Source organism: Dactylosporangium sp. CS-047395 (assembly GCF_050942185.1).
Taxonomy (GTDB): Bacteria; Actinomycetota; Actinomycetes; order Mycobacteriales; family Micromonosporaceae; genus Dactylosporangium.
The window spans coordinates 41220-66094 of sequence record NZ_CP192015.1; the positions used below are offsets into that span (position 1 = coordinate 41220).

The window sequence follows — 24875 nt, forward strand, 5'->3', positions numbered from 1 at the left end:
TGCCATGGTCGACTTCACCCTGACCGAGGAGCTCGAGGCGCTGCGTGAGAGCGTGCGCGAGTTCGCCCGGGACGCCGTCGCCCCGGTCATCGGCGACTACTACGAGCGCCACGCCTTCCCCTACGACCTGGTCCGGCAGATGGGCAAGATGGGCCTGTTCGGGCTGCCGTTCCCGGAGGAATACGGCGGGATGGGCGGCGACTACTTCGCGCTGTGCATCGCGCTGGAGGAGCTGGCCCGCGTCGACTCCTCGATCGCGGTGACCCTGGAGGCCGGCATCTCGCTCGGCGCCATGCCCATTTATCGGTACGGCACGCCGGCCCAGAAGGAGCGCTGGCTCCCCAAGCTCACCTCCGGCGAGGCGCTCGCCGCGTTCGGCCTGACCGAGCCCGGTGCGGGCAGCGACGCCGCCGGCACCCAGACCCGCGCCGTGCTCGACGAGGCGGCCGGCGAGTGGGTGATCAACGGGTCGAAGGCGTTCATCACCAACTCCGGCACCGACATCACCGCGCTGGTCACGGTCACCGCGGTCACCGGGGTCAACCCCGACGGCAGCAAGGAGCTCACGGCCATCATCGTGCCGAGCGGGACGCCGGGGTTCACCGTCCAGCCCGGCTACTCCAAGGTCGGCTGGTGCGCGTCCGACACCCACGAGCTGAGCTTCGACGACGTGCGGGTGCCGGCCGAAAACCTGCTCGGCACGCGGGGCCGCGGCTACGCCCAGTTCCTGCGCATCCTCGACGAGGGCCGGGTCGCGTTCGCCGCGCTCGGGGTCGGGCTGGCCCAGGGCTGCGTGGACGAGTCGGTCAGCTACGCCCGGCAGCGGCGCGCGTTCGGCAAGGCGATCGGGGAGTACCAGGCCATCCAGTTCAAGATCGCCGACATGGAGAGCCGGGCCCACACCGCGCGGCTGGCCTACTACGACGCGGCGAGCCGGCTGGTCAACGGGCGCGACTTCAAGCGCCAGGCGGCGATCGCCAAGCTGGCGTCGAGCGACGCCGCGATGGTCAACGCCCGCGAGGCGACGCAGGTGCACGGCGGCTACGGCTTCATGAACGAGACCCCGGTCGGCCGCATGTACCGCGACGCCAAGATCCTGGAGATCGGAGAAGGCACCTCCGAGGTCCAGCGCATGATCATCTCCCGCTCAATGGGGCTCTAGACCGGCCAGGTGTGTACGGGCACGTTTTCGTGGAGGCCTTCGGCGTACCGGCGCAGCATGAGTTGCAGGGCCTCGGGCCGGCTGTGACCGCGGTCCTCGAGGTCTTGGACGACTCGCGTTTGCCAAGCGGCGCCGTTCAGGCCGGTGCGGCACCGGCCCTCGATGACGCCGAGGAGCCGGTCGCGGATCGCGCCGTCCACGCCGAAGCGGTCCAGGCCGGCGGCGGCCATTGGCAGGAGCTCACCCAGTACCAGATCAGGCACTGGAACTTCGCCCAGGTCGGGCCACCAGACCTGGGCGTCGAGCCCCTCGCGGGCGGCGGTGTGGAAGTTCTCCTCGGCGGCCGAGAACGACATCTGGGTCCACAGTGGACGGTCCTGCTCGCACAGCTCGCGCACCAGGCCGAAGTAGAAGGCGGCGTTGGCGAGCTGGTCGACGACGGTCGGGCCGGCCGGCAGGCAGCGGTTCTCGACGCGTAGGTGCGGGCGGCCGTTCATGATGTCGTACACCGGCCGGTTCCAGCGGTAGATCGTGCCGTTGTGCAGCCGGAGCTCGCCGAGGCGGGGCACGCCGCCGGCCTCCAGCACCGCCACCGGGTCCTCGTCCTCGGTGATCGGCAGCAGCGGCGGGAAGTACCGGACGTTCTCCTCGAACAGGTCGAAGATCGAGGTGATCCAGCGCTCGCCGAACCAGACCCGCGGCCGCACGCCCTGGGCCTTGAGCTCCTCCGGGCGGGTGTCGGTGGCCTGCTCGAACAGCGCGATGCGGGTCTCGGCCCACAGCCGCTTGCCGAACAGGAACGGCGAATTGGCCCCGACCGCGACCTGCACCCCGGCGATGGCCTGGGACGCGTTCCAGTGCTGGGCGAACGCCTCCGGCGCGACCTGCAGGTGGAACTGCACGCTGGTGCACGCCGACTCGCCGGCGATCGAGTCGGACTGGGCCTCCAGCCGCTCGTGGCCGCGGATGTCGAGCGCCATGTCCTCGCCGCGGGCGTTGATGATCTGGTCGTTGAGCAGCCGGTACCGCGGATCGTCCGACATGTTCGCCAGCACCAGGTGCTCGGGGCGCAGCGTCGGGAGGATGCCGATCAGCACCAGGCGGGCGTCGGACTTGTGGGCCCGCTCGTCGGCGTGCACGAGGCTGGCCAGGACTTCCCGCTCGTACACCTCCAGGCCGTCGCCCTCGATGAGCCGGGGCGCGACGTTGATCTCGAGGTTGAACTGGCCGAGTTCGGTCTGGAACGACGGGTCGGCCAGGTCGGCGAGCACCTCGGCGTTGCGCATGGCGGGCTGCGCGGCCGGGTCGATCAGGTTCACCTCGATCTCCAGCCCAGTCATCGGCCGGTCGGAGTCGAAGCGGAAATCGTTGAGCATCAACGCGAAGACGTCGAGGCAGCGGCGCACCTTGCGTCGGTAGCGAGCGCGGTCCTCACGCGAGAAGGCTCCCCGTGTGACGTCCTGGCCCATGCATGCCCCTCCGGCCTCTTGGACCACCCACGTTAGGAGTAGTCCAGAGGTACCGCTAGGGACAAAACGGACAGGATGGCAGCCGAGGGTGAGCGGAACCTTGCAGAGGGTGGGAGATTTCGCCCACCCTCTGCACCAGGGTCAAACTCCGGCGTAAGCGCTTTTTGCGACGTACCGGATCAGGCCTGGCGGACGGCCTCGGCGCCGATCTCGATCTTGACCTTCTTGCCGACGAGCACGCCGCCGGTCTCGAGGGCCTGGTTCCAGGTGATGCCGAACTCCTCGCGGTCGATCTCGGTCGTCGCGGAGAAGCCGATGACCTCCTGGCCCCACGGGCTCTTGGCGTGCCCCTCGAACTCCACGTCCAGCTCGACCTCGCGGGTGGTGTCGCGGATGGTCAGGTCGCCGACCAGGCGGAACTCGTTGCCGGACAGGCCGACCACGCGCTTGCTCTTGAAGGTCAGGTTGGGCCACTGCTCCACGTGGAGGAAGTCGGGGCTGCGCAGGTGGCCGTCACGGTCGGCCACGCCGGTGTCGATGCTGGCGGCGTCGATGGTGACCTCGACGCTGGACTCCAGCGGGTCCTCGGCGACCACGATGCTGCCGCTGGCGCTCGTGAAGCCGCCGCGCACCTTGCTGACCATCATGTGCCGGGCGACGAAGCTGACCCGGGTGTGGGCCGGGTCGATCTCGAACTTGCCGGCGGTCGGGATGGTCAGACCGTTGTACTCGCGGGTGTTGGCGGGTGCCGTCATGGTGACTCCCTCAGTTGTGCGGTGATGAAGAAGATTGCCGCCGCAAATATACACACGGCAGACTCTCGTCCGTCAAGCTCTCTGCTGTTAGACTTCCACCGTGACCGACGAATTGCTGGAAGATCCGCGAATCACCGCCATGGGCCTGTTCGTGGAGGCCTTCACCGGGGTGAACGCGCGGCTCAACGTCCAGCTGGCCGAGCACGGGCTCGGCAACGTCGACTTCGAGGTGCTGGTGCGCCTGGCCCGCTCGCCGGGCGGGGAGCTGCGGATGACCGACCTGGCCGCGCAGACCGGCCTGTCCACGAGCGGCGTGACGCGGGTGGTGGACCGGCTGGAGCGCGACGGGCTGGCCGGGCGCCGTGCGTGCCCGACCGACCGGCGCGGCTCGTTCACCGTGATCAGCGAGGCCGGCCTGGCCAAGATGCGCGAGGTGCTGCCCGGGCACGTGGCGTTGATCGAGCAGTGGTTCACCGGGCGGCTGTCGCCGGACGAGCTGGACAGCCTGCTGGGCTCGCTGCGCACGGTCCGCGACGCGGTCCGCCCGGAAGCGACCTCGGGCGTTCCGTCGATGCGTACGGCCGCCTGAGTCACACTTCCAGCCTTACCGCTGTCGATGTGACTGGCAAATCCGGCACCGGCAGAACCACCGGCAGGACCCCTGGACGGGTCAGGAATGTCGGAATTGCCGGACGGGCCGGCGATTAACCTCGCCAGGCACGGGCGAAGCTAGGTGGGCAGGCGTGTCAACGCACCCAGGGGGTCTTCGTCCGTGCCCCCAGTGCGGTCCAGCAGTCGGTGCTCGCGGGGCAGCAGCCGCATGCGGGCCCGCTCCCGCAGCCCCGCGAGGTCGGCCAGCGCCCGCTCCCGGACCGCCGGCGACTCGGCCGCGACGGCCAGCCCGACCAGCGCCTCCAGCACGTCGCGGATGTCGTCCCGCCCGGCCAGCCGGTTCGCCGCCGCGTCGAACGCGGCCGCCGCCGCCGGGCGATCCCCGCGCGACAGGGCCAGATAGCCGCTGACCAGCGCGGCCGTCCCGGCGCTGCGCGGCACCGAGGCCAGCTCGGCGAGTACCGCGGACGCCTCGCCCTGCTGCCCCGTCTCCGCGAAGGCCTGGCCCAGCGTGCCCAGCACCCGCACCCGGTGCGCGGGGTCGCCGACCTCGGCGATCGTCGTCGCGGCCCGCCGGGCCAGCGCGATCGCCTCGTCGAAGCGGCCGTCGAGCCGGGCGATCTCGGCCAGGTTGGCGTCGGTCAGCGCGCGCAGCCGCGGGTCGCCCGCCTCGGCCGCCCGCCGGCCCGCCCCCTCGATCCGCCGCGCGGCCATGGCCAGGTCGCCGACGAGCACGTCGTGCCACGCCAGGTTGTTCTGCACGACCGCGATCTCGCGCGCCCGCCCGGCCCGCACGGCCAGGCCCAGGGCGGCCTCGTTGTGCCGGCGCGCCTCCTCCGTGCCGCCGAGGGCCTGCCAGACCCCGGCGAGCAGGGCCCGCGCGGTCAGCTCGCCGGTCACGTCGCCGCGCGCCGCGAGCACCAGCAGGGCCGCCTCGGTCGCGCACAGCTCCTCGAACCCGCGGCCGTGCGCCGTGGCCAGCATCGCCGCGCCGACCTGGGCCCAGGCCCGGGTGGCCGGGTCGCAGTCCCGCGTGCGGCGGTCGTCGAGCAGGCGGCGCAGCAGGTGGTACCCCTCGACGTCCCGCCCCCGCAGTCGGCACCAGCGCGGGATGGCCGCCGCGAGCCGGAGCGCGATCTCGGGTTCGCGCACCGCGGAGTACCGCAGCGCCGTCCGGATGTCGCTGGTCAGGTAGTCGAGGCGCAGCATGGCCGCGGCGCACCCGGGCCCGGTCAGCTCCAGCGAACGGCGCACGGCGTAGCGGGTGATGACCTCGGCGTGCCGCAGCCGGGCGGCCCGCAGCTCCCCGGCTTCGGCGCAGCGCTCGGCGGCGAAGTCGAAGACCACGTCGAGCAGCCGGAAGCGCAGGTCGCCCGGGCCGCGCACGCTGACCAGCCCCAGCCCGACCAGCCGGTCCAGCACCGCCTCGACGTCCTGCACTACCCCGGCGAGCAACGCCTCGGCCAGCTCCACCGACCACTTCCCGCGGAACGTGGACAACCGGCGCAGCGCCGCCTGCTCGTTCGGGGCCAGCAGCTGATAACTGTCGGCGACCGCATCCCGCAGCCGACGGCCCGCCGGATCCGTGGCGGCAAGATCCAAGATCCTGTTCTGGTACCGCCTGAGCAACTCCGAGAGCTCCAGCACCCGGCCCCGGGCCGCGGCGAGCTCGATGGCCAGCGGCAGCCCGTCGAGCCGGCGGACCAGCTCCGCGATCGTCGGCACCTCGTCGTCGCGGGCCGGCGCGCGGCGCACCGCCCGCAGCCGCTCCACGAACAGCGCGACCGCCGGCACCTCCCGCAGCGCCCTGACGTCCAGCGCCCGCCCGGCCGGCACCTCCAGCGGCTGCACCTGCCAGTCCACGACGCCGGGCAGGTCGGCGGCGAGCGGGCGGCGGCTGGTGAGCAGCATGCGCACGGCCGGCACGCGGGCCCGCAGCCAGGCGATCGCCTCCACCGCGGCCCGGGGCGCGCGGTCCACCCCGTCGAGGACGAGCAGGGCGGGTGGGGCGGCGGGGTCGCCGTACCGCTCGATGAGTTCCTCCGCCCGCGCCACCCCGAACACGACGGCGACGGCGGAGAAGATGTCCTTGGGCTCGGTGATGTCGATGACGGTCACCGAGACCGCGGTCCACCCGCCGGTCGCGGTCTCGTGGGCCACCGCGTGCGCGAGCGCGGTCTTGCCCACCCCGGCCATCCCGATCAGCGCGATGACCTCGGCCCCCCGCGCGCCCAGCAGGCCCAGCAGCTCGTTGCCGTCGGCGTCCCGGCCGACCAGCGGCGGGATCGTGGGCAGCGGCAGCGCGGTCCGGCCGGCGGCCCGGCGGTCGGCCCGGACGGGCGGCAGGTCCGGTGCGGCCGCGGTACCGGTGGGCGCGCGCCGGTGCGGCCCGGCGCTGAGGTGCGGCCCGCCGTTGCTCGTGGCCACCGGGGGCCGGTTGGACGCGGAGTTGAGGAATGCCTCCCGGTCCGGGCCGGTGAGATCGAGCGCGTCGGCCAGCAGGGACAGCGTGTTGCGCTGCGGCCGGGCCACCCGGCCGCGCTCGAGCTCGCGGAGCGTGCGCACCCCGAGCCCGGCCCGCGCGGCCAGCTCGTCCTGCGTCAGTCCCCTCGCGAGCCGGTTGGCCCGCAGCGCCGCGGCGAACACCGCCCCGGCATTGCGCGGATCATGATCCGCAACGGGAGACATGTTGTGGAAGGGTACTGAGCGCGGCGCCGCCGCAGTAGCCGGGCGTCGGAACCACGACCGTTATCAATATTTGATAGAAGCGGGCGCGCGCCGCCGCAGCTTCGGGGCCCACCAGTTCCAGCGGTCGAGCATCCCCATGAGGGCCGGCAGCAGCAGCCCGCGCACGATCGTCACGTCGATCAGGATGGCCACCGCCATGCCGACGCCGATCTCCTTCACCGCGACCAGGCCGCCCGCCGCGAAGCCCAGGAACACGATCCCGATGCAGATCGCGGCCGCGGTGACGACCGGGCCGGAGCGGGCGATGCCGCGCAGCACGGCGCGGTCGGTGTCGGGCCGGGCGTCGTACTCCTCCTTGATCCGGGCGAGCAGGAACACCTCGTAGTCCATGGACAGCCCGAAGATGAACACGAACAGCAGGACCGGCGTGGTCAGGTCCAGCCCGCCCCATGAGTCGAAGAAGAGCGGGACCTGGCCCCAGCCCCACTGGAACAGCACGATCAGCACGCCCAGGGTGGCCGCCAGGGTCAGCAGGTTCATCAGGACGGCCTTGATCGGGATCAGCACCGACCGGGTCAGCGCGAACAGCAGCGCCATGGTGACCAGCAGGACCACCAGCGCGGCAGCCGGCAGGCGCCCGGCCAGCGAGGCGCGGTAGTCCACCACCTCGGCCGCCGGGCCGGTCACCCACTTCGGGAACGGGGTGGCCATCGCCCGGACGCGGCGCACGAGGTCGTAGCCCTCCGAGCCGCCGACGCCGCCCTTCGGGGTCAGGTCGAGGATCGTCCAGCCCGCGGGCACGTCGGAGCGCACGTCCTGGCGCACCAGCTCGGCGCGCAGGTCGGCGGCGATGCGGTTCATCAGGTCCCGCACCTCGGCCCGGTCGGCGCCGGCCTGCAGCAGCACCGAGACCGGCGGGGCCGCGTTGTTCTGGAACTTCGTCTCCATGACGTCGTACGCCCGGCGCGCCTCGTTGGAGCTCGGCAGCGCGCGGGCGTCGGAGTTGGCCAGGTTGGCCCCGAGCAGCGGCGCGGCCAGCACCAGCAGCGCGACGGTGGCGAGCAGGGCCACCCGGGCCGGTTCCCGCTGGGCCCGCTTGGCCAGCCGGGCCAGCAGCCCGCCCCACCGCACCCGCGCGGCCGGTGTGATCCGGTCCCCGGAAAGGGCGATCAGCGCCGGTACCAGCGTCAGCGCGGCCACCGTCGCCAGCGCCACGACCGCGGCCCCGCCGAGCGCGACCGCGGCCAGCAGCGGCTCGGCGAACGCGGTCAGCCCGGCCAGGGTCAGCGTCACCGCGAGGCCCGAGATCACCACGGCGCGGCCAGCCCGGCGCACGGCCACGTCCAGCGCCTCGGCGGGCTCGTGGCGCAGCCGCTCCTCGCGGTACCGGGCCACGATGAGCAGCGAGTAGTCGACCGCCAGGCCGATGCCGAGCAGGGTCACCACGTTGAGCGAGTACTCGCTGACCTTGGTCACGTGGCTCAGCCCCAGCAGGACCAGCAGCGAGCCGGTCACGCTCGCGACCGTCACCGCGATCGGCAGGGCGGCGGCGAGGACACCGCCGAAGAAGAGGTACAGCGCGACGAGCAGGAACGCGAAGGCGACGCTCTCGCCGATGGCCAGGTCGTGCACGGACTGGTCGGCGAACGCGCGCTCGGCCAGCTTGGTCCCGCCGACCAGCACGCTCGGCGCCTGGATCTGCTGCAGGCGGGCGCGGACCCGGTCCTCGAGGGCCTCGCGCGGCGCCTCGGCCAGGCCGGGTTCGAGCTCGACCCGGACGCTGACGCTGCGGTTGTCCGCCCCGATCCCGCCGCCGACCCCGGTGTAGAGGTCGTTGACCTCCTTGACCCCGGGCATCGCGCGGATCTCCTGGGCCGCCGCGCTCACGGTCGCGATGAGCCGGGGGTCGTACGGTTCGAAGCCCTCGACCACCGCGAAGACCATCGAGCCGCTGGGCGCGAGCTCGTCGATGCGGGCCTGGCCGACGGCGGACTCGCTGTCGGCGCGGTTGGTGCCGGTGGTGGCGAGCCGGTCGAACAGCCCGCCGCCGAACACCGCCCCCGCGACGGTCACGGCCAGCCAGAACCCGACGATCGCCCAGCGATACTTCGCGAACACCGGAGTATGCAAGCACGACTCACGTATGGGCGATATCGGCCGTACGCGCGGCCTCGCCTATTCGGACGGTTTGCCCCGACCCCGGCCCCGCCCGCGCCCGGTCTTGCCGCTCGGCGCGTCCTCGGTCGTGGTGTCCTCGGGCCACAGCGGCGCCACGGCCGCCCGGCCGGTCGAGGTCGACGAGGCGGTGCTGCTGCTGGTGCTCGGGGTGGGGGCCGGTTCCTCGTCGACGGTGTCCTCGGCGTAGGCGCGCTTGGCGGCGTCGGAGGAGTACGTGCGGCCGGTGGACTCGGCGCTGCCCGACCCGTAGGCCCGCGACGGGGCGTAGGCGTCGGACTCCAGGTCGGTGGCCGAGTCCAGCTCCGGCGCGGCCCCGACGGCGACCGGCTCCTTCGTCCACGCGTCGTCCCGGTTCCCGCCGATGCCGGTCACGGGCTCGGGGTCCTTGTCGCGGCGGCGGGCGTCGGCCTCGTCGACCTCGGCGAGCGCGGCGGCCCAGTCGGAGTACTCGGCGGCCGTGCGGGCGTCGCGGTCGTCGGCGGCGGCGCGGCGGGCGGCCCGGGCCTGGGCGCGGGAGCCGCGCGGGCCGATGGAGGAGACGATGACCGAGCCGGCCAGGCCGGCCAGCACCGCGTACGGCGCGATGAGGAACGCCGACAGGTGCTGGTCGTGCTCGCCGAGGGCGGGCTCGGACAGGAAGTAGGCGAGGGCCACCAGCAGTGGGCCGGTGGCGCCGGCCAGGGCCACGCCGACCCGGTTGTCGTTGCGGCGCCCGGCGGGCCAGGCGGCCAACACCCCGATGAGCAGCGCGACCACGATCATCAACAGCGTCCCGGGCAGGTTGATCATGCCGTTGATCCAGGTCGCGTCGGTGAACTGCCAGGTGCCGAGCTGGGCCGCGGTGGCGGTGTCGCCGTCCGCGTGCACGACGTCGGCCACGGCGACCACGGCCAGGGTCCACAGCCAGGCCGAGGAGGCGATGATGTTCGCCGCGATGGCCCGGGCGGTGAGCGCCCCGATGGCCATGAGCAGGCCGATGATGATGCCGGCGATGGCGTAGCCGCCGACGGTGAAGTACGGCGCGGCGTTGTCCGGCCGGGGCAGGCGCGACGGGATGGCGACCAGCGGCACGATGATCAGCGAGCCGACCGCCGCGGCCAGCGCGATGACCACCCGCCAGGCCACGAGCAGCGCCTGTCCGGCGACGCTGTCCCGGTTGGCCGGGACGGGCGCCCCGGCGCCGGCGAGCCGGTCGGCGCAGATCGCCCCGATGACCGTCGAGGACGCGGCGAGCCAGGTCACCCAGGCGAGGCTGCTCACCCAGACGGTGGCGCTGTTGCCGGTCGGCTGCCAGGAGATGATGCCCAGCCCGTAGCCGAGCCCGAGCTGCGCGGCACCGGCGCCGGCCGCAACGCCGATCGCCGTGAATATTGAGGTAGCCCAGCTTCTCGCCGCCATGCCGCGCAGCATAAGCCCAGCGGTCCACCTCGGCGAGTCGTTGTCGTGGGTACGTCAAGACCCCCGCGGGCGAGGAACGCGGGTGGGCGCACGGCGGCGATCCAGCGGACAAGTCGGACATGGTGGTGAACTGGAGGTATGGCGAACGAGCCCGACGACGAATCCGCGACGCAGCCGTTCCGTCGTCCGTACGACGGGGACACGGATCCCGATGCCACCCGCAGTCGGGGTCCGGCCGACTTCGATGCCACCCGCATCCAGGGTCCCGCCGACCCGGATGCCACCCGGCAGGTCCGGCCGACCGCGCGCATCGAAGAAGAACAAGGCGGCGACGGTACCCGCATTCAGCCGCCGATCGAGGAGCGCGAGCGATGGTCGGCGCGCGCCGGGGTGCCCGCGCCCGGCGACCCGTCCCTGCGCCGGCCGGCTCCCCAGGAGTGGGTCGAGGAGGAGGACCCGTATCAGGGCCGCTCGTGGCTGATGCCGGTGGTCGTCGGCATCGTCGCGCTGGTCCTGGCCGGGGCGATCAGCGTCGGGCTGTACCTCATCTACCGCGCGACCGCCGACGGCAAGAACGCCCCGGCCGGCATCGAGTCGAGCTCGGCCTCGCCCGTGACCACGTCCGCGGCCCCCAGCGAGGCCCCGCCGCCCTCGGCCCCGCCGTCCTCGGAGGCCCCGCCCAGCGAACAGCCGGGCCCGGTGACCATCCCGCCGCTGCGCGGCAACTCCCTGGCCGAGGCCACCGTGAAGCTCCAGGCGCTGGGCCTGAACGTCCAGGTCGAGCGGACCCCGGACGACTCACTGCCGCCGGGGGAGGTGCTCTCCTCCCGCCCGGGCGAGGGCGCGACCGTCCTGCCCGGCGAGACGATCACGCTGCTCGTCGCGACAGAACCAGCCCCCACGACGACCCGGGCACGCCCAAGCCCCTCCACGAGCCGATAACCCGGTGCGGTCTTGAAGGGGTTGTGGGTGGAGGAAAGCTGCCCCGCCCCAATGACCCCGGTGCGGTTTTGAGGGGGGTGTGAAGCTCCCTTACGGCCCCCGATGGCCCCGGTGCGGTTTTGAGGGGGTGTGGGTGGAGCGAAGCTCCCCCACCGCTTTTCAGGACATCGAACGGTCCAACCCCGCTGCCAGAAGGTCCATCCACCCCAGACCGTCCGCGACCAAGAACTACCCGACAGCAACCACCGCGCCGCTACGCGATCGAACGGTCCAACTCCGCTGCCAGACGGTCCATCCCCCGCAGACCGTCCGCGACCCGAGACCTACCCGACAGCAACCACAGCGCCGCTACGCGCAGGAGTAGGTGCAGGCGCGGAGCGCTGATTGCGTGCGACGAAGCCCGGCTGCAGACCCTGCAGTTGCACGAAGATCGAGCGGCGCTCCACGGCGTCGCCCGAGGCGTTGAGCTGGTAGCCGTCCAGCCAGGCCCAGCCGTCGTAGGTCTGCCATTCGTGCACGCGGATCACCCGGAACAGCATGGGCTGCGTGAACTGCACACTCGCGGTCTTCGTCACGCGCAGCACGTCACCAGTCCTCGGTAACACCGTGAACTCCCGTCCGTCGGCTTGTGGGGAAGGTCGGTCGGGGGGCCCCTTCGCGGGGGGTTGTCCCGTAACCGCCGATCGGTCCGATCGTTTGTCCTGCGTCCACCGGAGCGGGATCGTTCGTCTTCATGAACAATCCGTGACTCCAGCCACACGGACAGGTTGCCCTACTACGATGATCAATGCAACTTGCAACCGGAAGTTTCCACCGCAGGTATGAGTCACAGATTGTTGTGCCGAGTCGCCTTGCGCGGCTTTACGATGTTGCGCTGATCTATACGTAAGTCATCTACGTAGGTCTCGCGGCGTGGAGGTGCGACAACGTGGCAAGTCGACGAGGCAGCCCGACCCTCCGACGCCGGCAGTTGGGCATGGAGCTGCGCCGCCTGCGCGAGGCCGCCCACGTCACCATCGACCAGGTCGCCGAGCGGCTCGAGTGCTCCGGTTCCAAGATCTCCCGGATCGAGACCGGCCAGACCGGCGTCACCCCGCGAGACGTGCGCGACATGCTCGACATTTACGGCGTCGATCCCGAATACGCCGACCAATTGCTCAAGATCGCCCGAGAGGCGAGGCAGAAGGGTTGGTGGCAGCTGTACGGCGACGTGCTCACGAGTGCCTACGTGGGACTCGAGGCCGCCGCCGACCACATCCGCTCCTATGAGGCGCTCGTCGTACCCGGACTGTTGCAGACCGAGGAGTACGCGCAGGCCATGATCCACGCCGCCCGCCCCGACATCGGCGCCACGGATGTCGAGAAACGGGTGCGTGTCCGAATGGGCCGACAGTCGTTACTCACTCAGGATGACCCGATCGATCTCTGGGTGGTGCTGGACGAAGCGGTTCTGCGCCGCCCGGTCGGTGGAAGGGCGGTCATGCGTCGCCAGCTCGAGCATCTGTGCCTGGCGGCGAGTTGGCCGAACGTGACCCTCCAGGTCCTGCCCTTCTCCGCCGGCTCGCATGCCGGGATGGACGGGGCTTTCACGATGTTGCTGTATGACGAGTCTGCCGCGCAGAACTTCGTGTTCGCGTCGAACGCGGCCGGCGGCCTCTTTCTCGAGAAGGACGACGAGCTTCAGCGCTACGGGTTCATCTTTGACTATCTGCGCGCCAATGCACTCCGTCCGGACGAGTCAGTGTCGATGTTCGTCAAGCTGACAAAGGAGCTGTAGTGGAGAAAGAAGCCAAGGGCTTCAGCGTCAACCTCGACAGTGCCGCGTGGCGCAAGAGCACCCGCAGTGGTCCGTACTCAGACAACTGTGTCGAGGTGGCGTTCGTCGGCGGGGCGGTGGCCCTGCGCGACTCGAAGGACAAGACCGGTCCGGTGCTGCTGTTCACGCCGGAGGAGTGGCTGGCCTTCGTGGGTGGCACGAAGGACGGGGAGTTCGACCTGGCGTGACGCACGCCGGTCCGTTCCGTACCGGCCCGTTCCGCGGATTCACCCGCGGGGCGGGCCGGTCGTTCTTTTGGGTTGTTCTTTCGCCTGCTGAATAGCGACGGTCGCTTTGTGTACCGCCCGATGTCACTCACACGGGCTGCGCGGGATTCGCGGTACGCCACGCCGAGCGCCGGCTCGGAGCTTTTTCACAGTGAGCGTGGCCGTTCCCGCAGCAACGTCGTTGTAGGTATGAGTGCCGCGAATCGCACCGATTGCGACACTTCCCCCCGAGTGAGATAAGGCTTCCTACCGTGAACATTGGCCCCGAAAACTTCGGCAACGGATCGTCGAAGACCGACGACCGTTTCTCCGGGCAACTGGGTAGCTACCGTCCGGGCGGGCGCCGGGACGGCATCGGCGACGGGCCGCTCGACGACCTGTCCCCCCGCAACGGCTCGCCGCTGGACCGGGCGTCGATGCCGCTGGACATGACGCCGCCCAAGCTCCCCGAGTCCTCGCTCGTCGCGGACCTCGGCCCGATTCCGGGGGGCTCGCTCGGCGGCGGCTCGCTGAGCTCCGGCTCGCTGAGCAGCGGCTCGCTGAGCTCCGCCTCGCTGGGTGGCGGCCCGCTGACCGAGCCGATGTTCGGCCGCGACTCCTGGCTGGACACGCCGACCGGCTCGATGGCCGACCACCCGCTGCTACGCGGGCTGCTGATGGAGCTTCCGCCGAAGGGCACCATGCCGCAGCAGGACTGGCTCGACCGCTGGTTCGAGGCCGCCCGCAGCATCCTGGAGCTCATCTACTCGCAGGAGTCCCGCCAGCTGAAGTAGGGCCGTTCCGGCGGCTGCGGGGCCGCTCGCGCGCACCAGCTCGTCTATCGACAGGCCGGACCCCCACCCTGTAGAAACGCAGGGAGGACTCGACCTGGGGAGGTCGGACGGGCTCCGGGTGCGCCGGTCGTGCGGCTCGGAGCCCGTCGTGATCGGCCCTCCGCGCCCTGTGTCGTTCTTCCGGCTTGCTCAATCGCGGCCGCATCGCCTCGTTCGCGCCCCCGCACGGGCGGCCGGCACGCTCGGCCGCGGCGGCACCTGGATCGGCGGAAAATCCCAGGTGAAAGCGGCTCAAGAGGGCCGGTCGGCGGCCGATCCAAAGTGGTGTGCAAGATCAGTCATATCGGCCGAATGTCCGATTGGTCGCGCCACGTTCGGGCCAGCGGGCGTGTCACAAAGTTGATGGTCGATCGTGAATTGTCCGCTTAGCTTGGGTCGGAGTTTGCCGCACAACGGGGCAGCGCAAGGAGGAACGACGTGACCGATCTGATCTTCGCCTTCGTCAGCGGCTTCGGGCTGCTGGCCCTGAGTGTCGGCGCTTTCGGCGTGCTGGACGCCTTCCACAAGCGCGGCGTGGGCGAGAGGCGAGTCGACCTGCTGATCGGTCTGTACGCCGTCGGCGTCATCGCGAACATCGTCGCGTACGTGATGCTCGACCGGTGGTACATCGCCGCTCCGCTCGCCCTGATGCTCTGGCCGGCCGAGGCCGCGTTCAGCAAGCGCGGCACGTTCAAGCGCCGCGCCGTCAAGGTGGACGCGATCACCGGGCGGTAAGACCGTTTGGGTGTGAGATATCCCAAAATTTCGCTGACCGGGCGCCCCAGTGGGCGCCCATCGGCATTTCCGGGTGTTTCTCGGAGCCGCCTCAGCGGGCCTTGGGCTGGCTCGGACCGGCTCAGACCGGCTCAGACCGCGAAGTCCTTCAGGGGCTCCGTCGCGGGGGCCGGCGGGGCCGCGCGCCACACACGGGCCTTCTGGGCGCCCAGGCGGGCCAGATAGTTCGGGTTGAGCAGGATGTACCGGCGCCAGAGCCGCTTGGGCTCCAGGCCGAGCCGCCACAGCCACTCCAGGGCGTAGCGCTGCATCCAGGCCGGCGGGTTCTTCAGGCCGCCCGCGTGGTAGTCGAACGCCGCCCCGACGGCCAGCATCGGCGCGTCGACCAGGTGCTTCATCGCGTAGACGAAGACCTCCTGGCGCGGGCAGCCCAGGCCGACCATCACCACGCGCGCGCCCGAGTCCTTGATCCGGGCCGCGATCTGCTCCGGCTCGCCCTCGGCCGCCTTGCGGAACTTGGACGGCTCCATCCCGGCGATCTTCAGCGCGGGGAAGCGCTCGTGCAGCTTCGCGGCCAGACGGTCCAGGGTTTCCTGGGTGGAGCCGTAGAAGTACACCGGAAGGCCTTCTTCGGCACTTGCGGCGAGCACCTTGAGGGTCAGGTCGGGCCCGTAGACGCGGTCGGCGAGCTGGGCGTGGTGCAGCAGGTTGAGCGCCCACCGCACCGGCTGCCCGTCGGGTGTGACGAGGTCGAACGAGTTGAGCCGGGCGCCGTGGGCCTTGTCCTGCACGCCGGTCATCACGCCGTGCACGGCGAGGGCGGTGACGGCCAGCGGGCGGCCCTCGCGGGCGGCGCGCATGACCTTGTCGACCGCGCTGTCGTAGTCGACGGCGCTGACCTCGACGCCGAGGACGTTCTGCTTGCCTGCGTCAATCACGGCCGATCACTCTCAGGCTTCCGGCGTCCACTTGTCGACGTTGGCCTCGTAGATCTCCTGACAGATCATGGGCACGTCGTAGACCTGCTTCCACTCCGGGTAGTCGAGCTGGAAGCGCTCGTTGGAGCCGATCCACCACTGGTGGTCGCCGACCCGGTTGGCCTCGTGGTACTCGGTGATCATCTCGTTGCCGGTGATCTGCTGGGCCAGGGCGAAGACCTCGAGGTGCGAGGTGTTCGAGTGCCGGCCGCCGCCGAGGTTGTACACCGCGGCCGAGCGCGGGTTGCGGAAGAAGGCCTCGAACGCGGCGACCACGTCGTGCGAGTGGATCGCGTCGCGGACCATCTTGCCCTTGTAGCCGAAGATCTTGTACGTCCGGCGCTCCATGTTGCACCGCATGACGTAGCCGAGGAAGCCGTGCAGCTCGGTGGCGGAGTGCGCCGGGCCGGTCAGCGTGCCGCCCCGGAAGCAGGCGGTCTTCATGCCGAAGTAGCGCCCGTACTCCTGCACCATCACGTCGGCGGCCACCTTGGAGGCGCCGAAGACGGAGTGCAGGCAGGCGTCGATCGACATGTCCTCCTTGATGCCGCCCTCGTACTCGTGGCCGGACTCGATCTCCCACCGGGTCTCGAGCTCGCGCAGCGGCAGGGAGTTGGGGCGGTCGCCGTACACCTTGTTGGTCGAGCAGTGGATGAACGGCGCCTCGATGCAGTGCTCGCGCACGTTCTGCAGCAGGTTGAGGGTGCCGCCGGCGTTGACGTCGAAGTCGGTGAAGGGGTCGCGGACCGCCCAGTCGTGCGAGGGCTGGGCCGCCGTGTGCACGACGACCGCGATGTCCTTGCCGTACTTCTTGAAGATGCTCGCGAGCGCGTCCCGGTCGCGGATGTCCACGTCGTGGTGGGTGTACGCCTCGCCGAGGTCACTCGTAAGGCGGACCACGTTCCAGGCGGTGGAGGCCTCGGCGCCGAAGAACCGCTTGCGCATGTCGTTGTCGATGCCGACAACGTCGAGCCCCAGCGACGCGAAATGGCGCACCGCTTCCGATCCGATGAGTCCGGCCGACCCGGTGACTAGTGCAACGCTCACGACTCGGCAGCATACCCGTGGCGCCGACGGGCCTCGGTCAGCGCCTTTCAGTCGAGATGTTGACCAAAACCCGAGCCACCGACCGAGCCACCGAAGCAGCCCGGCCACCGGTCGGGAAGCCCAGCCACCGGGCGGGGAGTCCGGCCACCGTGTGGGAGCCCAGCCACCGACCGGGGGGTTTGGGTGGGCGGAGCCCCCCAATGGGGAGCGAGCTCGCTCGCGCGAGGAATGCCACCACTGAACGCGAAAGCGGCCCCTGCCGATGAGCAGGAGCCGCCTACAGTGGTGGGGAAGGGGGGAGTTGAACCCCCACGCCCTTTCGGGCACACGGACCTGAACCGTGCGCGTCTGCCATTCCGCCACTTCCCCTTTGGACCGCTGAGCCGTAGCTCGTCGATCCGGCGCGTCAGAGCATAACTCAAGTCCCACTCGGCAGAATCACCGGGTAGGCACTAGGCTTCCCTGGGCGCCACGGAAGAGTAGCACGGGCCGACCGGTCAGCCTGCATACGGGCGTGCGACGTCCGGATACCATCATGACCTCGGAACCCGAGGAGGAACCGGTGAGTGTGCTGCAGCGCTTCGAGAAGCGCCTAGAGGGCCTGGTCGAGGGGGCCTTCGCCAAGGTCTTCAAGGGGGTCGTCCACCCCGTGGAGATCCTCAACGCCATGCAACGGGAGGCGGAAGCCCACAAGGCGATTCTGGCCGGCGGGCGCACGCTCGTGCCGAATCGCTACGTGATCGACCTGTCGCCGTACGACCACAGCCGGCTGGCGCCGTATGCCGCCGCGCTCGCCCAGGAGCTGGCCCAGTCGCAGGCCGAGTTCATCGGTGAGCAGGGCTGGACGGTCTACGGCGACGTGATCGTCGAGATCGAGCGGGGCGACGGGCTGGACACCGGCATGTTCCGGGTGACCGCCGAGGTCTACACCGGCGCCGACGTCGCGCCGCCGCCGACCCCGGATCCGTACGGTGGCTACAACCAGCAGGCGGCCGGCGGCTACGGCCCCCCGCCCGGCGGCCCCGGCGGGCCGGCGCGGAACGTCCGACTGGTGTCCGGCGACGGGCGAAGCTACCCTCTGTCGATCGGTTCGACCGTGATCGGCCGGGGCGACCAGGCCAACATGCGGCTCCCAGACGTCGGGATCTCGCGTCGCCACGCGCGGCTCGACTTCGACGGGGCCCAGGTCGTGCTGACTGATCTCGGTTCGACCAACGGCACGATGGTCAACGGTCAGCGCGTCTCTGCCGTCGCGTTGAACCCGGGTGACATGATCCAGCTCGGCACGACCACGCTGACCTACCGCGTGGATGGATGACCGTACTTCACGTAGGCGGAATCTGAATGAGCGCGTCGTAGATGGAATTCGTCATCACGGTCGCCCGGTACGGGCTGCTCGTGCTGCTGTGGATCTTTGTGTTCACGGTGGTGGGAGTGATCCGCCGGGACCTGTTCGCGGGCTCGCGTTCGAGCCGGATCGTCGCCGCACCCCGGGGGGTTGGTGCGGTGACGGCTCCCGGCCGTCCGGCGAAGGTGAAGCGGGGCAAGACTGCCAACCAGCTCTTCGTGACCGCCGGCGCACTGGCGGGAACGCGTATCACCCTCGGTGAGGCGCCGATCACGATCGGCCGCGCGGAGGACTCGACGCTCGTGATCACCGACGACTACGCCTCGTCCAAGCACGCCCGGCTCGTACCGCGCGCCGGCCAGTGGTACCTCGAGGACCTGGGCTCGACCAACGGGACCTACCTCGACAAGACCAAGGTCAGCGCGCCTACCCCCGTCCCCCTCGGCGTGCCGATTCGCATCGGCCGCACTTCTCTCGAGTTACGGCCATGACCCTCACCTTGCGCTATGCGGCACGCAGTGACCGCGGTCTGATCCGCAGCGGAAACCAGGATTCCGTCTACGCCGGACCGCGGCTGCTTGCCGTGGCCGACGGCATGGGCGGCATGGCCGCCGGTGACGTCGCCAGCAACATCGTCATCGCCACCATGGCGCCACTCGACGAGGACGTGCCGGGGAACGCCATGATCGACACCCTGCGGGGTGCCGTCGATCTGGCGAACCAGCAGATCCGGGACGCCGTCGAGGAGAACCCGGCCATGGAGGGCATGGGCACGACCCTGACCGCCATGCTGTTCTCCGGCTCGAAGATGGGCATGGTGCACATCGGCGACTCCCGCGCGTATCTCGTGCGCGACGGCGAGTTCGCCCAGATCACCAAGGACGACACCTACGTCCAGATGCTCGTCGACGAGGGCCGGATCAGCCTCGAGGAGGCCAACAGCCACCCGCAGCGCTCCCTGCTGACCCGGGCGCTGGACGGCCGCGACGCCGATCCCGAGTACTCGGTCCGCCAGGTCAAGACCGGCGACCGGTACCTGCTGTGCAGCGACGGCCTTTCCGGCGTCGTGAGCGCGGAGACGATCGAGTCCACGCTGCGCGAGTACGTCGACCCCGACCAGTGCGCGGGCCGGCTCATCGAGCTCGCCCTGCGCGGCGGCGGCCCCGACAACATCACCGTGATCGTCGCCGACGTCACCGACGAGGACATCGTCGAGGAGCGGCCGATCGTGGGCGGGGCGGCGGCCCAGGACCGCGGCATGGCCACCTCGGCCGACCAGTCGATGTCCTCGGCCCGCGGCGCCGCGCTCTCCGCGCCGCGCCCGCCGGTTCCCGAGGACCCGGCGACCCAGCGCAACGCCGGTCGCGACGACGACGAGGAGCCCCGCTCCCGCCGCCACCCGGTGCGCACCGCGATCCTCCTCGTGGTCCTGCTGGGCCTGCTCGGCGGTGGCCTCTGGTACGGCTGGAGCGTGACCCAGTCGCGCTACTACGTCGGTGCCACGGACGCCGGCCGGATCGCGATCTTCAAGGGCGTGCCCGGCAAGATCGCGTGGCTGAACCTCTCCGAGGTCTACATGGAGAGCCCGACGCTGACGCTGGACGACCTCACGCCGGCCGCCCAGGGCACCGTCAAGCAGGGCATCCAGGTCGACACGCTGGCCCAGGCCCAGGACAAGCTGTCCCAGCTCGAGGACCCGGACAACCCGAGCCGCAAGCAGGCCTGCCCGACGGCGCAACCTTCCGACTCCACCTCGGCGTCTCTTTCCGTGTCGGCCTCCACGGATCCGAATGCCAGCGCGACCACGCCGGCCCTGGATCCCGCGGTCCCGCCGTCGCCGACCACCGAGCCGTCCTCCACGCCGACCCCGACCCCCGGCGCCAACTGCTGACGTGTTGAGGCGAAAAGGAAGACAGTCGTGACCGCCACCGCCATTCCGGCTCCGTCGCCCATGGGCGGCGGGGCGGGCAGCTCCTCGCCCGCCCGCCCGCGCACCCGGCGCAACGTCGAACTGGCGCTGCTGCTCTTCGTGATCGGCATCCTCGCCATCTACGCGGCGGTCGTCGAGGGCAACGCGATCGGCGAGGTCACGGGGGACTTCTGGGTCCAGACCGCGATCATCGCGATCATCTTCCTGGCCGCCCACGTCGCGGTGCGCTTCCTGGCGCCCTACGCCGACCCGGTGATCCTGCCGTCGGTGGCGCTCATCAACGGCATCGGCGTGGGCTTCCTGCGCCGCCTCGACCTGGCCACCACCAAGGCGGTCGACCGGCCGGAGCTCAACGTCTTCGGCGGCGACGGCTTCCGCCAGCTCGGCTGGACGGCTGCGGCGGTCGTCGGGGCGATCGCGCTGCTGGCGATCGTGCGCGATCACCGGTCACTGTCGCGGTACGCCTACACGCTCGGCCTCGTCGGCATCGTGCTGGTCCTGATCCCGGCGGTGCTGCCGGCGAAGTACTCGGCGATCCACGGCGCCAAGCTGTGGATCAAGCTGCCGGGCTTCACGATCCAGCCGGGCGAGTTCGCCAAGATCGCGCTGCTGGTCTTCTTCGCCTACTACCTGGTGCGCAAGCGCGAGGTGCTGTCCCTGGCGAGCAAGCGGTTCCTCGGCATCGACTTCCCGCGCGGGCGCGACCTCGGCCCCGTCGTCGGCGTCTGGCTGATGTCGCTGATGGTCCTCATCTTCGAGAAGGACCTCGGCACCTCGCTCATGTACTTCGGCCTGTTCGTGGTGACCCTCTACGTCGCCACCGAGCGGGTGTCCTGGCTGATCATCGGTCTCGGGCTGTTCCTCGGCGGCGCGTTCCTGGCGTACTTCCTGGGCAAGACCGTCGGCGGCCCGTTCCTCAACTTCTCCGAGCGCGCGACCACCTGGCTCGACCCGTTCGCCGACGCGGACGACAAGGGCTACCAGCTGGTCCAGTCGCTGCTCGGGCTGGGCACCGGCGGGCTCACCGGCACCGGCCCCGGCGCCGGGCAGCCGACCAAGGTGCCCGAGGTCTGGACCGACTTCATCTTCTCCGGCCTCGGCGAGGAGATCGGGCTCTTCGGGCTGACCGCGCTGCTGGTGACCTACCTGCTGCTGGTCGAGCGGGGCCTGCGCGCGGCCATCAACGTCCGGGACTCGTTCGGCAAGCTGTTCGCCGGTGGCCTGGCGTTCACGCTGGGGTTGCAGGTGTTCGTCATCGTTGGTGGCATCAGCCAGCTCATCCCGCTGACCGGGCAGACCACGCCGTTCCTCTCGGCCGGTGGCTCGTCGCTGGTGGCCAACTGGCTGCTGATCGGCCTGCTGCTGCGCATCTCCGACGCGTCGCGCCGGCCCGCCGGGGGTGCTCCCTCGGCCGGACTCGGCGGCACGGCGCCCGGCGGGGGCGGCGGCGCACCGGTCCAGATCAAAGAGATGCCCACGGAGGTCGTGCGATGAACGCCCCGCTGCGCCGGGTCGGGGTCGTGGTCATGGTGCTGTTCGCCATGCTCTTCCTGAACCTGAACTACCGGCAGGTGGTCAAGGCCGACGACTACCGCACCAGCTCGCGCAACGCGCGCGTGCAGGCAACGGAGTACGAGCGGCCCCGCGGCAAGATCGTTGACGACAAGGGCAACGTGCTGGCCGACTCGACGGTGACCCAGGACTCGCTGAAGTACCTGCGGACGTACCCGCTCAACCAGGAGTACGCCGCCGTTCTTGGCTACAAGCCGGTCAACCTCGGCGCGACCAAGCTCGAGAAGCTCAACAACGACTTCCTGATCGGCACCTCCGACAAGCAGGCGGCCGACCGGATCGCCGGGATGTTCACCGGCAAGGAGCCGGCCGGCGGCAACGTGCTGCTGACCCTGTCCAAGGCCACGCAGGACACCGCCTACCAGGCGCTGGGGACCAACAAGCTCGGCATCAAGAAGGGCGCGGCGATCGCGCTCGACCCGACCACCGGCAAGATCCTCGCCGAGGTCTCCATGCCCAGCTACGACCCCAACCTGCTCAGCACGCACGACACCAACGCGGCGCTGGCGAACTACAACACCCTCAACAAGGACCCGAACAAGCCGCTGCTGAACCGGGCCACCTCCGAGGTGTACCCGCCGGGCTCGACCTTCAAGATCATCACCTCGGCCGCGGCCATGTCCGCCGACTCCGGCCTCACGCCCGACTCGGTCGTGCAGGGTGGCGAGTTCTACCAGCCGCCGGAGACCTCGACGTTCCGCATCAAGAACTCGCACGAGGGAATCTGCCCGGACAGCATCACGATGAAGCAGGCGCTGACCGTCTCCTGCAACACGGTCTTCGCGCGCATCGGCGTCGAGCGGGTGGGTGCCGACAAGCTCAAGTCGATGGCCCAGGCCTTCGGCTTCGAGCAGGAGCCCCGCCTGATCGAGGACCAGGACAAGAACTACTGCGGCATCGTGGCCAGCCACACCGGCCCCATGACCGCCGGCACGGACAACCGCGTCGACCCGCCGGCCGTTGCTCAGTCGAGCATCGGACAGCGCGAGGTGAAGATGTCGCCGCTGCAAGGCGCCATGATTGCGGCGACGGTTGCCAACGGCGGAAAGCAGATGCAGCCCTACATTGTCGACCGTCTGCAGAACGCCGACCTGTCGATCGCCGACCACACCGAACCGAAGGTCCTGCGCACGCCGATCAACGGCAGCGTCGCGCAGGAGCTGCAGACCATGATGTTCAGCGTCGTCACCTCCAACGACGGCACCGGTCGCAGCGCTCGCATCTCCGGTTTGGACGTGGGTGGTAAGACCGGTACGGCGGAGAACGGCGAGGAGTCCGAGGACCACGGCTGGTTCATCGGCTTCGCGCTCAAGGACGGCAAGCCGATCATCTCGGTCGCGGTTTTCCTCGAGAACGCTGGCAAGGGCGGCAGCGGCGAGGCGGCTCGGATTGCCGGTCTGATCATGAAGGCTTACGCGGACGAAAAGGGCATTCGATAATGAGGTGCGCGAGATGTTGAGCGCCGGCACCACCCTCGGCGGCCGATACCGCCTGGACGAACGCATCGCCGGCGGTGGCATGGGCGACGTGTGGCGCGGCACCGACGAGGTGCTCGGCCGCACGGTGGCCATCAAGGTGCTGCTCTCCGCGCTGATGGAGGAGCCCGGCTTCGCCGAGCGGTTCCGCGGCGAGGCCCGCACCATGGCGACCATCAACCACCCGGGCGTCGTGGACATCTACGACTACGGCAGCGAGAACGGCACCGCCTTCCTGATCATGGAGTACGTGGAGGGCGACGCGCTCTCCCGCACCCTGTCCCGGGTCGGCCGGCTGACCCCGGCGCGGGCCATGGCGCTGATCGCCCAGGCCGCCGACGCGCTGCACGCCGCGCACGAGAAGGGCATCGTCCACCGCGACGTCAAGCCCGGCAACCTGCTCGTGCGCCCCAACGGCACGCTGGTGCTCACCGACTTCGGCATCGCCCGCTCGGCCGCCGTCGCGCAGCTCACCGCGGCCGGCTCGGTGCTGGGCACCGCCTCCTACATCTCGCCCGAGCAGGCCTCCGGCTCCCAGGCCACGCCGCTGTCCGACGTGTACGCGCTCGGCGTGGTGGCCTACCAGTGCCTCTCCGGCGCCCGCCCGTTCGAGGGCGAGAACCCGCTCGAGATCGCGATGCGGCACGTCCGCGACATGCCGCCGCCGCTGCCGGCCGACATCCCGCCGCCGGTGGCCCAGCTCGTCGAGCGGGCCATGGCCAAGGACCCGGCCGCCCGGTGGCCCAGTGCCGCCGCGCTGGCCCAGGCCGCCCGGCGCGTCTCGGGTCAGCTCTCCGGCGGTACGGCCACCAGCCCCGCGGTCCCGCCGATGGGCCCGCCCGGCTCGCCGGTGGGCCGCAACCCCGTCTCCGGCGGCCCGGTCTCCGGCTCGCCCGTCTCGCCCGGCTACGGCAACCCGCCGATGTCCGGCGCCCCGATGTCCGGCCCGCCCACCTCGGGCGCGGGCGGCACCCGGATCATGCCGGGCGCGGTGCCCGGCGCCGCGGCCGGTGCGGCCGCGGGCCTCGGCGGCCACCAGGCGCGCGGTGCGGCCGGCGTGCCCCCGCCGCCGTCGAACGAGACCGCGACCTTCCTGGGCTCGACCGGCGGCTACCAGGGCGGCTACCAGGGCGGCGGCGGCACCATGGCGCCCACCAACCGGGGCACCTCGGGCGGCGGCGCCAAGAAGAACAACAACCTGATCATCATCGGCGTGGCCGCGGTCGTGCTGCTGGTGCTCGTCGGCGTGGGCGGGCTCTACCTGGCCAACAAGGGCGACGAGCAGACGCCGAGCGGCGTGGGCGACAACCCGACGTCGGCCGCGCCGACCCAGGCGGCGACCACCACCAAGGCGACCGGCAAGCCGGTCAGCGTGGCGTGCAAGCCGCTCGGGCAGACCGGCGAGCTGTTCAAGCGCGAGCTCGAGCGCAAGGGCATGACCGTCAACCTGGTGGCGGAGCCGACCAAGAACGCGTTCCCGAACCAGGTCACGAAGGTCGAGCCGTGCGGCAACAACATCCCGGAGGGCACCACGATCACGGTGACCGTGAACCAGGGCACGGTCGACGACGATGACGACAAGACCGTCGCCCCGTCCAACGGTCCGGGCAACACGGCGTCCAACCCGGCGCCGGGTAGCAGTGTGACCTGCGAGAAGCCGAAGATTCTCATCAACGGCGTCTGCGTCGGGTAGTGACCGGCACAACCGTCGGACAAGCTGGAATGTGACCTC

General features: G+C 70.7%; 21 protein-coding genes and 1 tRNA gene. 13 read left to right on the forward strand and 9 right to left on the reverse strand.

The window, feature by feature from the left end; genetic code table 11:
- Positions 1-4: 4 nt before the first annotated feature.
- Positions 5-1162: an acyl-CoA dehydrogenase family protein gene (locus tag ACQP00_RS00185; protein ID WP_433212558.1), complete on the forward strand. Its 1158-nt coding sequence runs from the start codon at positions 5-7 to the stop codon at positions 1160-1162.
- Here the strand turns inward: ACQP00_RS00185 and ACQP00_RS00190 are convergent.
- Together ACQP00_RS00190 and ACQP00_RS00195 are read right to left on the reverse strand one after the other, a co-directional pair.
- Positions 1159-2631, reverse strand: coding sequence for a glutamate--cysteine ligase (locus ACQP00_RS00190; protein ID WP_433212561.1), 1473 nt, complete (start codon positions 2629-2631; stop codon positions 1159-1161). The two genes, ACQP00_RS00185 and ACQP00_RS00190, sit on opposite strands and share 4 nt — an antisense overlap.
- A gap of 179 nt (positions 2632-2810) precedes the next feature.
- The gene (locus ACQP00_RS00195; RefSeq protein ID WP_433054332.1) at positions 2811-3386 is read right to left on the reverse strand and encodes a YceI family protein; all 576 of its coding nucleotides are present in this window, start codon (positions 3384-3386) and stop codon (positions 2811-2813) included.
- Positions 3387-3486: 100 nt separating this feature from the next.
- On the opposite strand from ACQP00_RS00195, the gene ACQP00_RS00200 reads away from it, so the two are divergent.
- Positions 3487-3975, forward strand: coding sequence for a MarR family winged helix-turn-helix transcriptional regulator (locus ACQP00_RS00200; protein ID WP_433212564.1), 489 nt, complete (start codon positions 3487-3489; stop codon positions 3973-3975).
- A gap of 140 nt (positions 3976-4115) precedes the next feature.
- On the opposite strand, the gene ACQP00_RS00205 is transcribed toward ACQP00_RS00200, so the two are convergent.
- The 3 genes from ACQP00_RS00205 to ACQP00_RS00215 all read right to left on the reverse strand — a co-directional run bounded on the left by ACQP00_RS00205 (position 4116) and on the right by ACQP00_RS00215 (position 10124).
- Entirely contained in the window at positions 4116-6686 is a 2571-nt protein-coding gene (locus ACQP00_RS00205; protein ID WP_433212568.1) for an ATP-binding protein, read from the reverse strand.
- A gap of 63 nt (positions 6687-6749) precedes the next feature.
- Entirely contained in the window at positions 6750-8804 is a 2055-nt protein-coding gene (locus ACQP00_RS00210) for an MMPL family transporter (RefSeq protein ID WP_433212571.1), read from the reverse strand.
- Positions 8805-8861: 57 nt separating this feature from the next.
- Complete coding sequence (locus ACQP00_RS00215) at positions 8862-10124, reverse strand: hypothetical protein (protein ID WP_433212574.1); 1263 nt, start codon at positions 10122-10124, stop codon at positions 8862-8864.
- Between the two features lie 276 nt (positions 10125-10400).
- Between ACQP00_RS00215 and ACQP00_RS00220 the strand changes: the two genes are divergently transcribed.
- Complete coding sequence (locus tag ACQP00_RS00220) at positions 10401-11204, forward strand: PASTA domain-containing protein (protein WP_433212577.1); 804 nt, start codon at positions 10401-10403, stop codon at positions 11202-11204.
- A gap of 323 nt (positions 11205-11527) precedes the next feature.
- Here the strand turns inward: ACQP00_RS00220 and ACQP00_RS00225 are convergent, their stop codons facing one another.
- The gene (locus tag ACQP00_RS00225; RefSeq protein ID WP_433212580.1) at positions 11528-11809 is read right to left on the reverse strand and encodes a hypothetical protein; all 282 of its coding nucleotides are present in this window, start codon (positions 11807-11809) and stop codon (positions 11528-11530) included.
- Positions 11810-12180: 371 nt separating this feature from the next.
- On the opposite strand from ACQP00_RS00225, the gene ACQP00_RS00230 reads away from it, so the two are divergent.
- From ACQP00_RS00230 to ACQP00_RS00245, 4 genes are all read left to right on the forward strand, one after another.
- On the forward strand, positions 12181-12981 hold the full coding sequence (locus ACQP00_RS00230) for a helix-turn-helix domain-containing protein (RefSeq protein ID WP_433054353.1): 801 nt from the start codon (positions 12181-12183) through the stop codon (positions 12979-12981).
- Positions 12981-13208: a DUF397 domain-containing protein gene (locus tag ACQP00_RS00235; protein ID WP_433212583.1), complete on the forward strand. Its 228-nt coding sequence runs from the start codon at positions 12981-12983 to the stop codon at positions 13206-13208. The genes ACQP00_RS00230 and ACQP00_RS00235 overlap by 1 nt, the downstream gene beginning before the upstream one ends.
- A gap of 290 nt (positions 13209-13498) precedes the next feature.
- Positions 13499-14020, forward strand: coding sequence for a hypothetical protein (locus tag ACQP00_RS00240; RefSeq protein ID WP_433212586.1), 522 nt, complete (start codon positions 13499-13501; stop codon positions 14018-14020).
- Between the two features lie 477 nt (positions 14021-14497).
- The gene (locus ACQP00_RS00245) at positions 14498-14794 is read left to right on the forward strand and encodes a hypothetical protein (protein ID WP_433054362.1); all 297 of its coding nucleotides are present in this window, start codon (positions 14498-14500) and stop codon (positions 14792-14794) included.
- A 131-nt stretch (positions 14795-14925) separates the two neighbouring features.
- Here the strand turns inward: ACQP00_RS00245 and ACQP00_RS00250 are convergent, their stop codons facing one another.
- From ACQP00_RS00250 to ACQP00_RS00260, 3 genes are all read right to left on the reverse strand, one after another.
- A complete protein-coding gene (locus tag ACQP00_RS00250; RefSeq protein WP_433224352.1) occupies positions 14926-15729 on the reverse strand; it encodes a WecB/TagA/CpsF family glycosyltransferase in 804 nt (267 codons plus the stop codon).
- Between the two features lie 15 nt (positions 15730-15744).
- Positions 15745-16818, reverse strand: coding sequence for an NAD-dependent epimerase/dehydratase family protein (locus ACQP00_RS00255; RefSeq protein WP_433212589.1), 1074 nt, complete (start codon positions 16816-16818; stop codon positions 15745-15747).
- 283 nt (positions 16819-17101) lie between these two features.
- Positions 17102-17187, reverse strand: a tRNA-Leu gene (locus tag ACQP00_RS00260).
- 166 nt (positions 17188-17353) lie between these two features.
- On the opposite strand from ACQP00_RS00260, the gene ACQP00_RS00265 reads away from it, so the two are divergent.
- From ACQP00_RS00265 to ACQP00_RS00290, 6 genes are read left to right on the forward strand one after another with little or no spacing between them, the layout of a single operon-like run.
- Positions 17354-18136 (forward strand): FhaA domain-containing protein, encoded by a 783-nt coding sequence (locus tag ACQP00_RS00265; RefSeq protein ID WP_433054371.1) that lies wholly within the window; start codon positions 17354-17356, stop codon positions 18134-18136.
- 41 nt (positions 18137-18177) lie between these two features.
- Complete coding sequence (locus ACQP00_RS00270) at positions 18178-18657, forward strand: FHA domain-containing protein FhaB/FipA (RefSeq protein WP_433054374.1); 480 nt, start codon at positions 18178-18180, stop codon at positions 18655-18657.
- Positions 18654-20057: a protein phosphatase 2C domain-containing protein gene (locus ACQP00_RS00275; RefSeq protein ID WP_433212592.1), complete on the forward strand. Its 1404-nt coding sequence runs from the start codon at positions 18654-18656 to the stop codon at positions 20055-20057. Before ACQP00_RS00270 ends, ACQP00_RS00275 begins: the two co-directional genes overlap by 4 nt.
- Before the next feature lie 60 nt (positions 20058-20117).
- Positions 20118-21590 (forward strand): FtsW/RodA/SpoVE family cell cycle protein, encoded by a 1473-nt coding sequence (locus tag ACQP00_RS00280; RefSeq protein ID WP_433224354.1) that lies wholly within the window; start codon positions 20118-20120, stop codon positions 21588-21590.
- Entirely contained in the window at positions 21587-23107 is a 1521-nt protein-coding gene (locus ACQP00_RS00285) for a peptidoglycan D,D-transpeptidase FtsI family protein (RefSeq protein ID WP_433212595.1), read from the forward strand. Before ACQP00_RS00280 ends, ACQP00_RS00285 begins: the two co-directional genes overlap by 4 nt.
- Positions 23108-23120: 13 nt before the next feature.
- Positions 23121-24836: a serine/threonine-protein kinase gene (locus ACQP00_RS00290; protein WP_433224356.1), complete on the forward strand. Its 1716-nt coding sequence runs from the start codon at positions 23121-23123 to the stop codon at positions 24834-24836.
- Positions 24837-24875 lie beyond the last annotated feature (39 nt).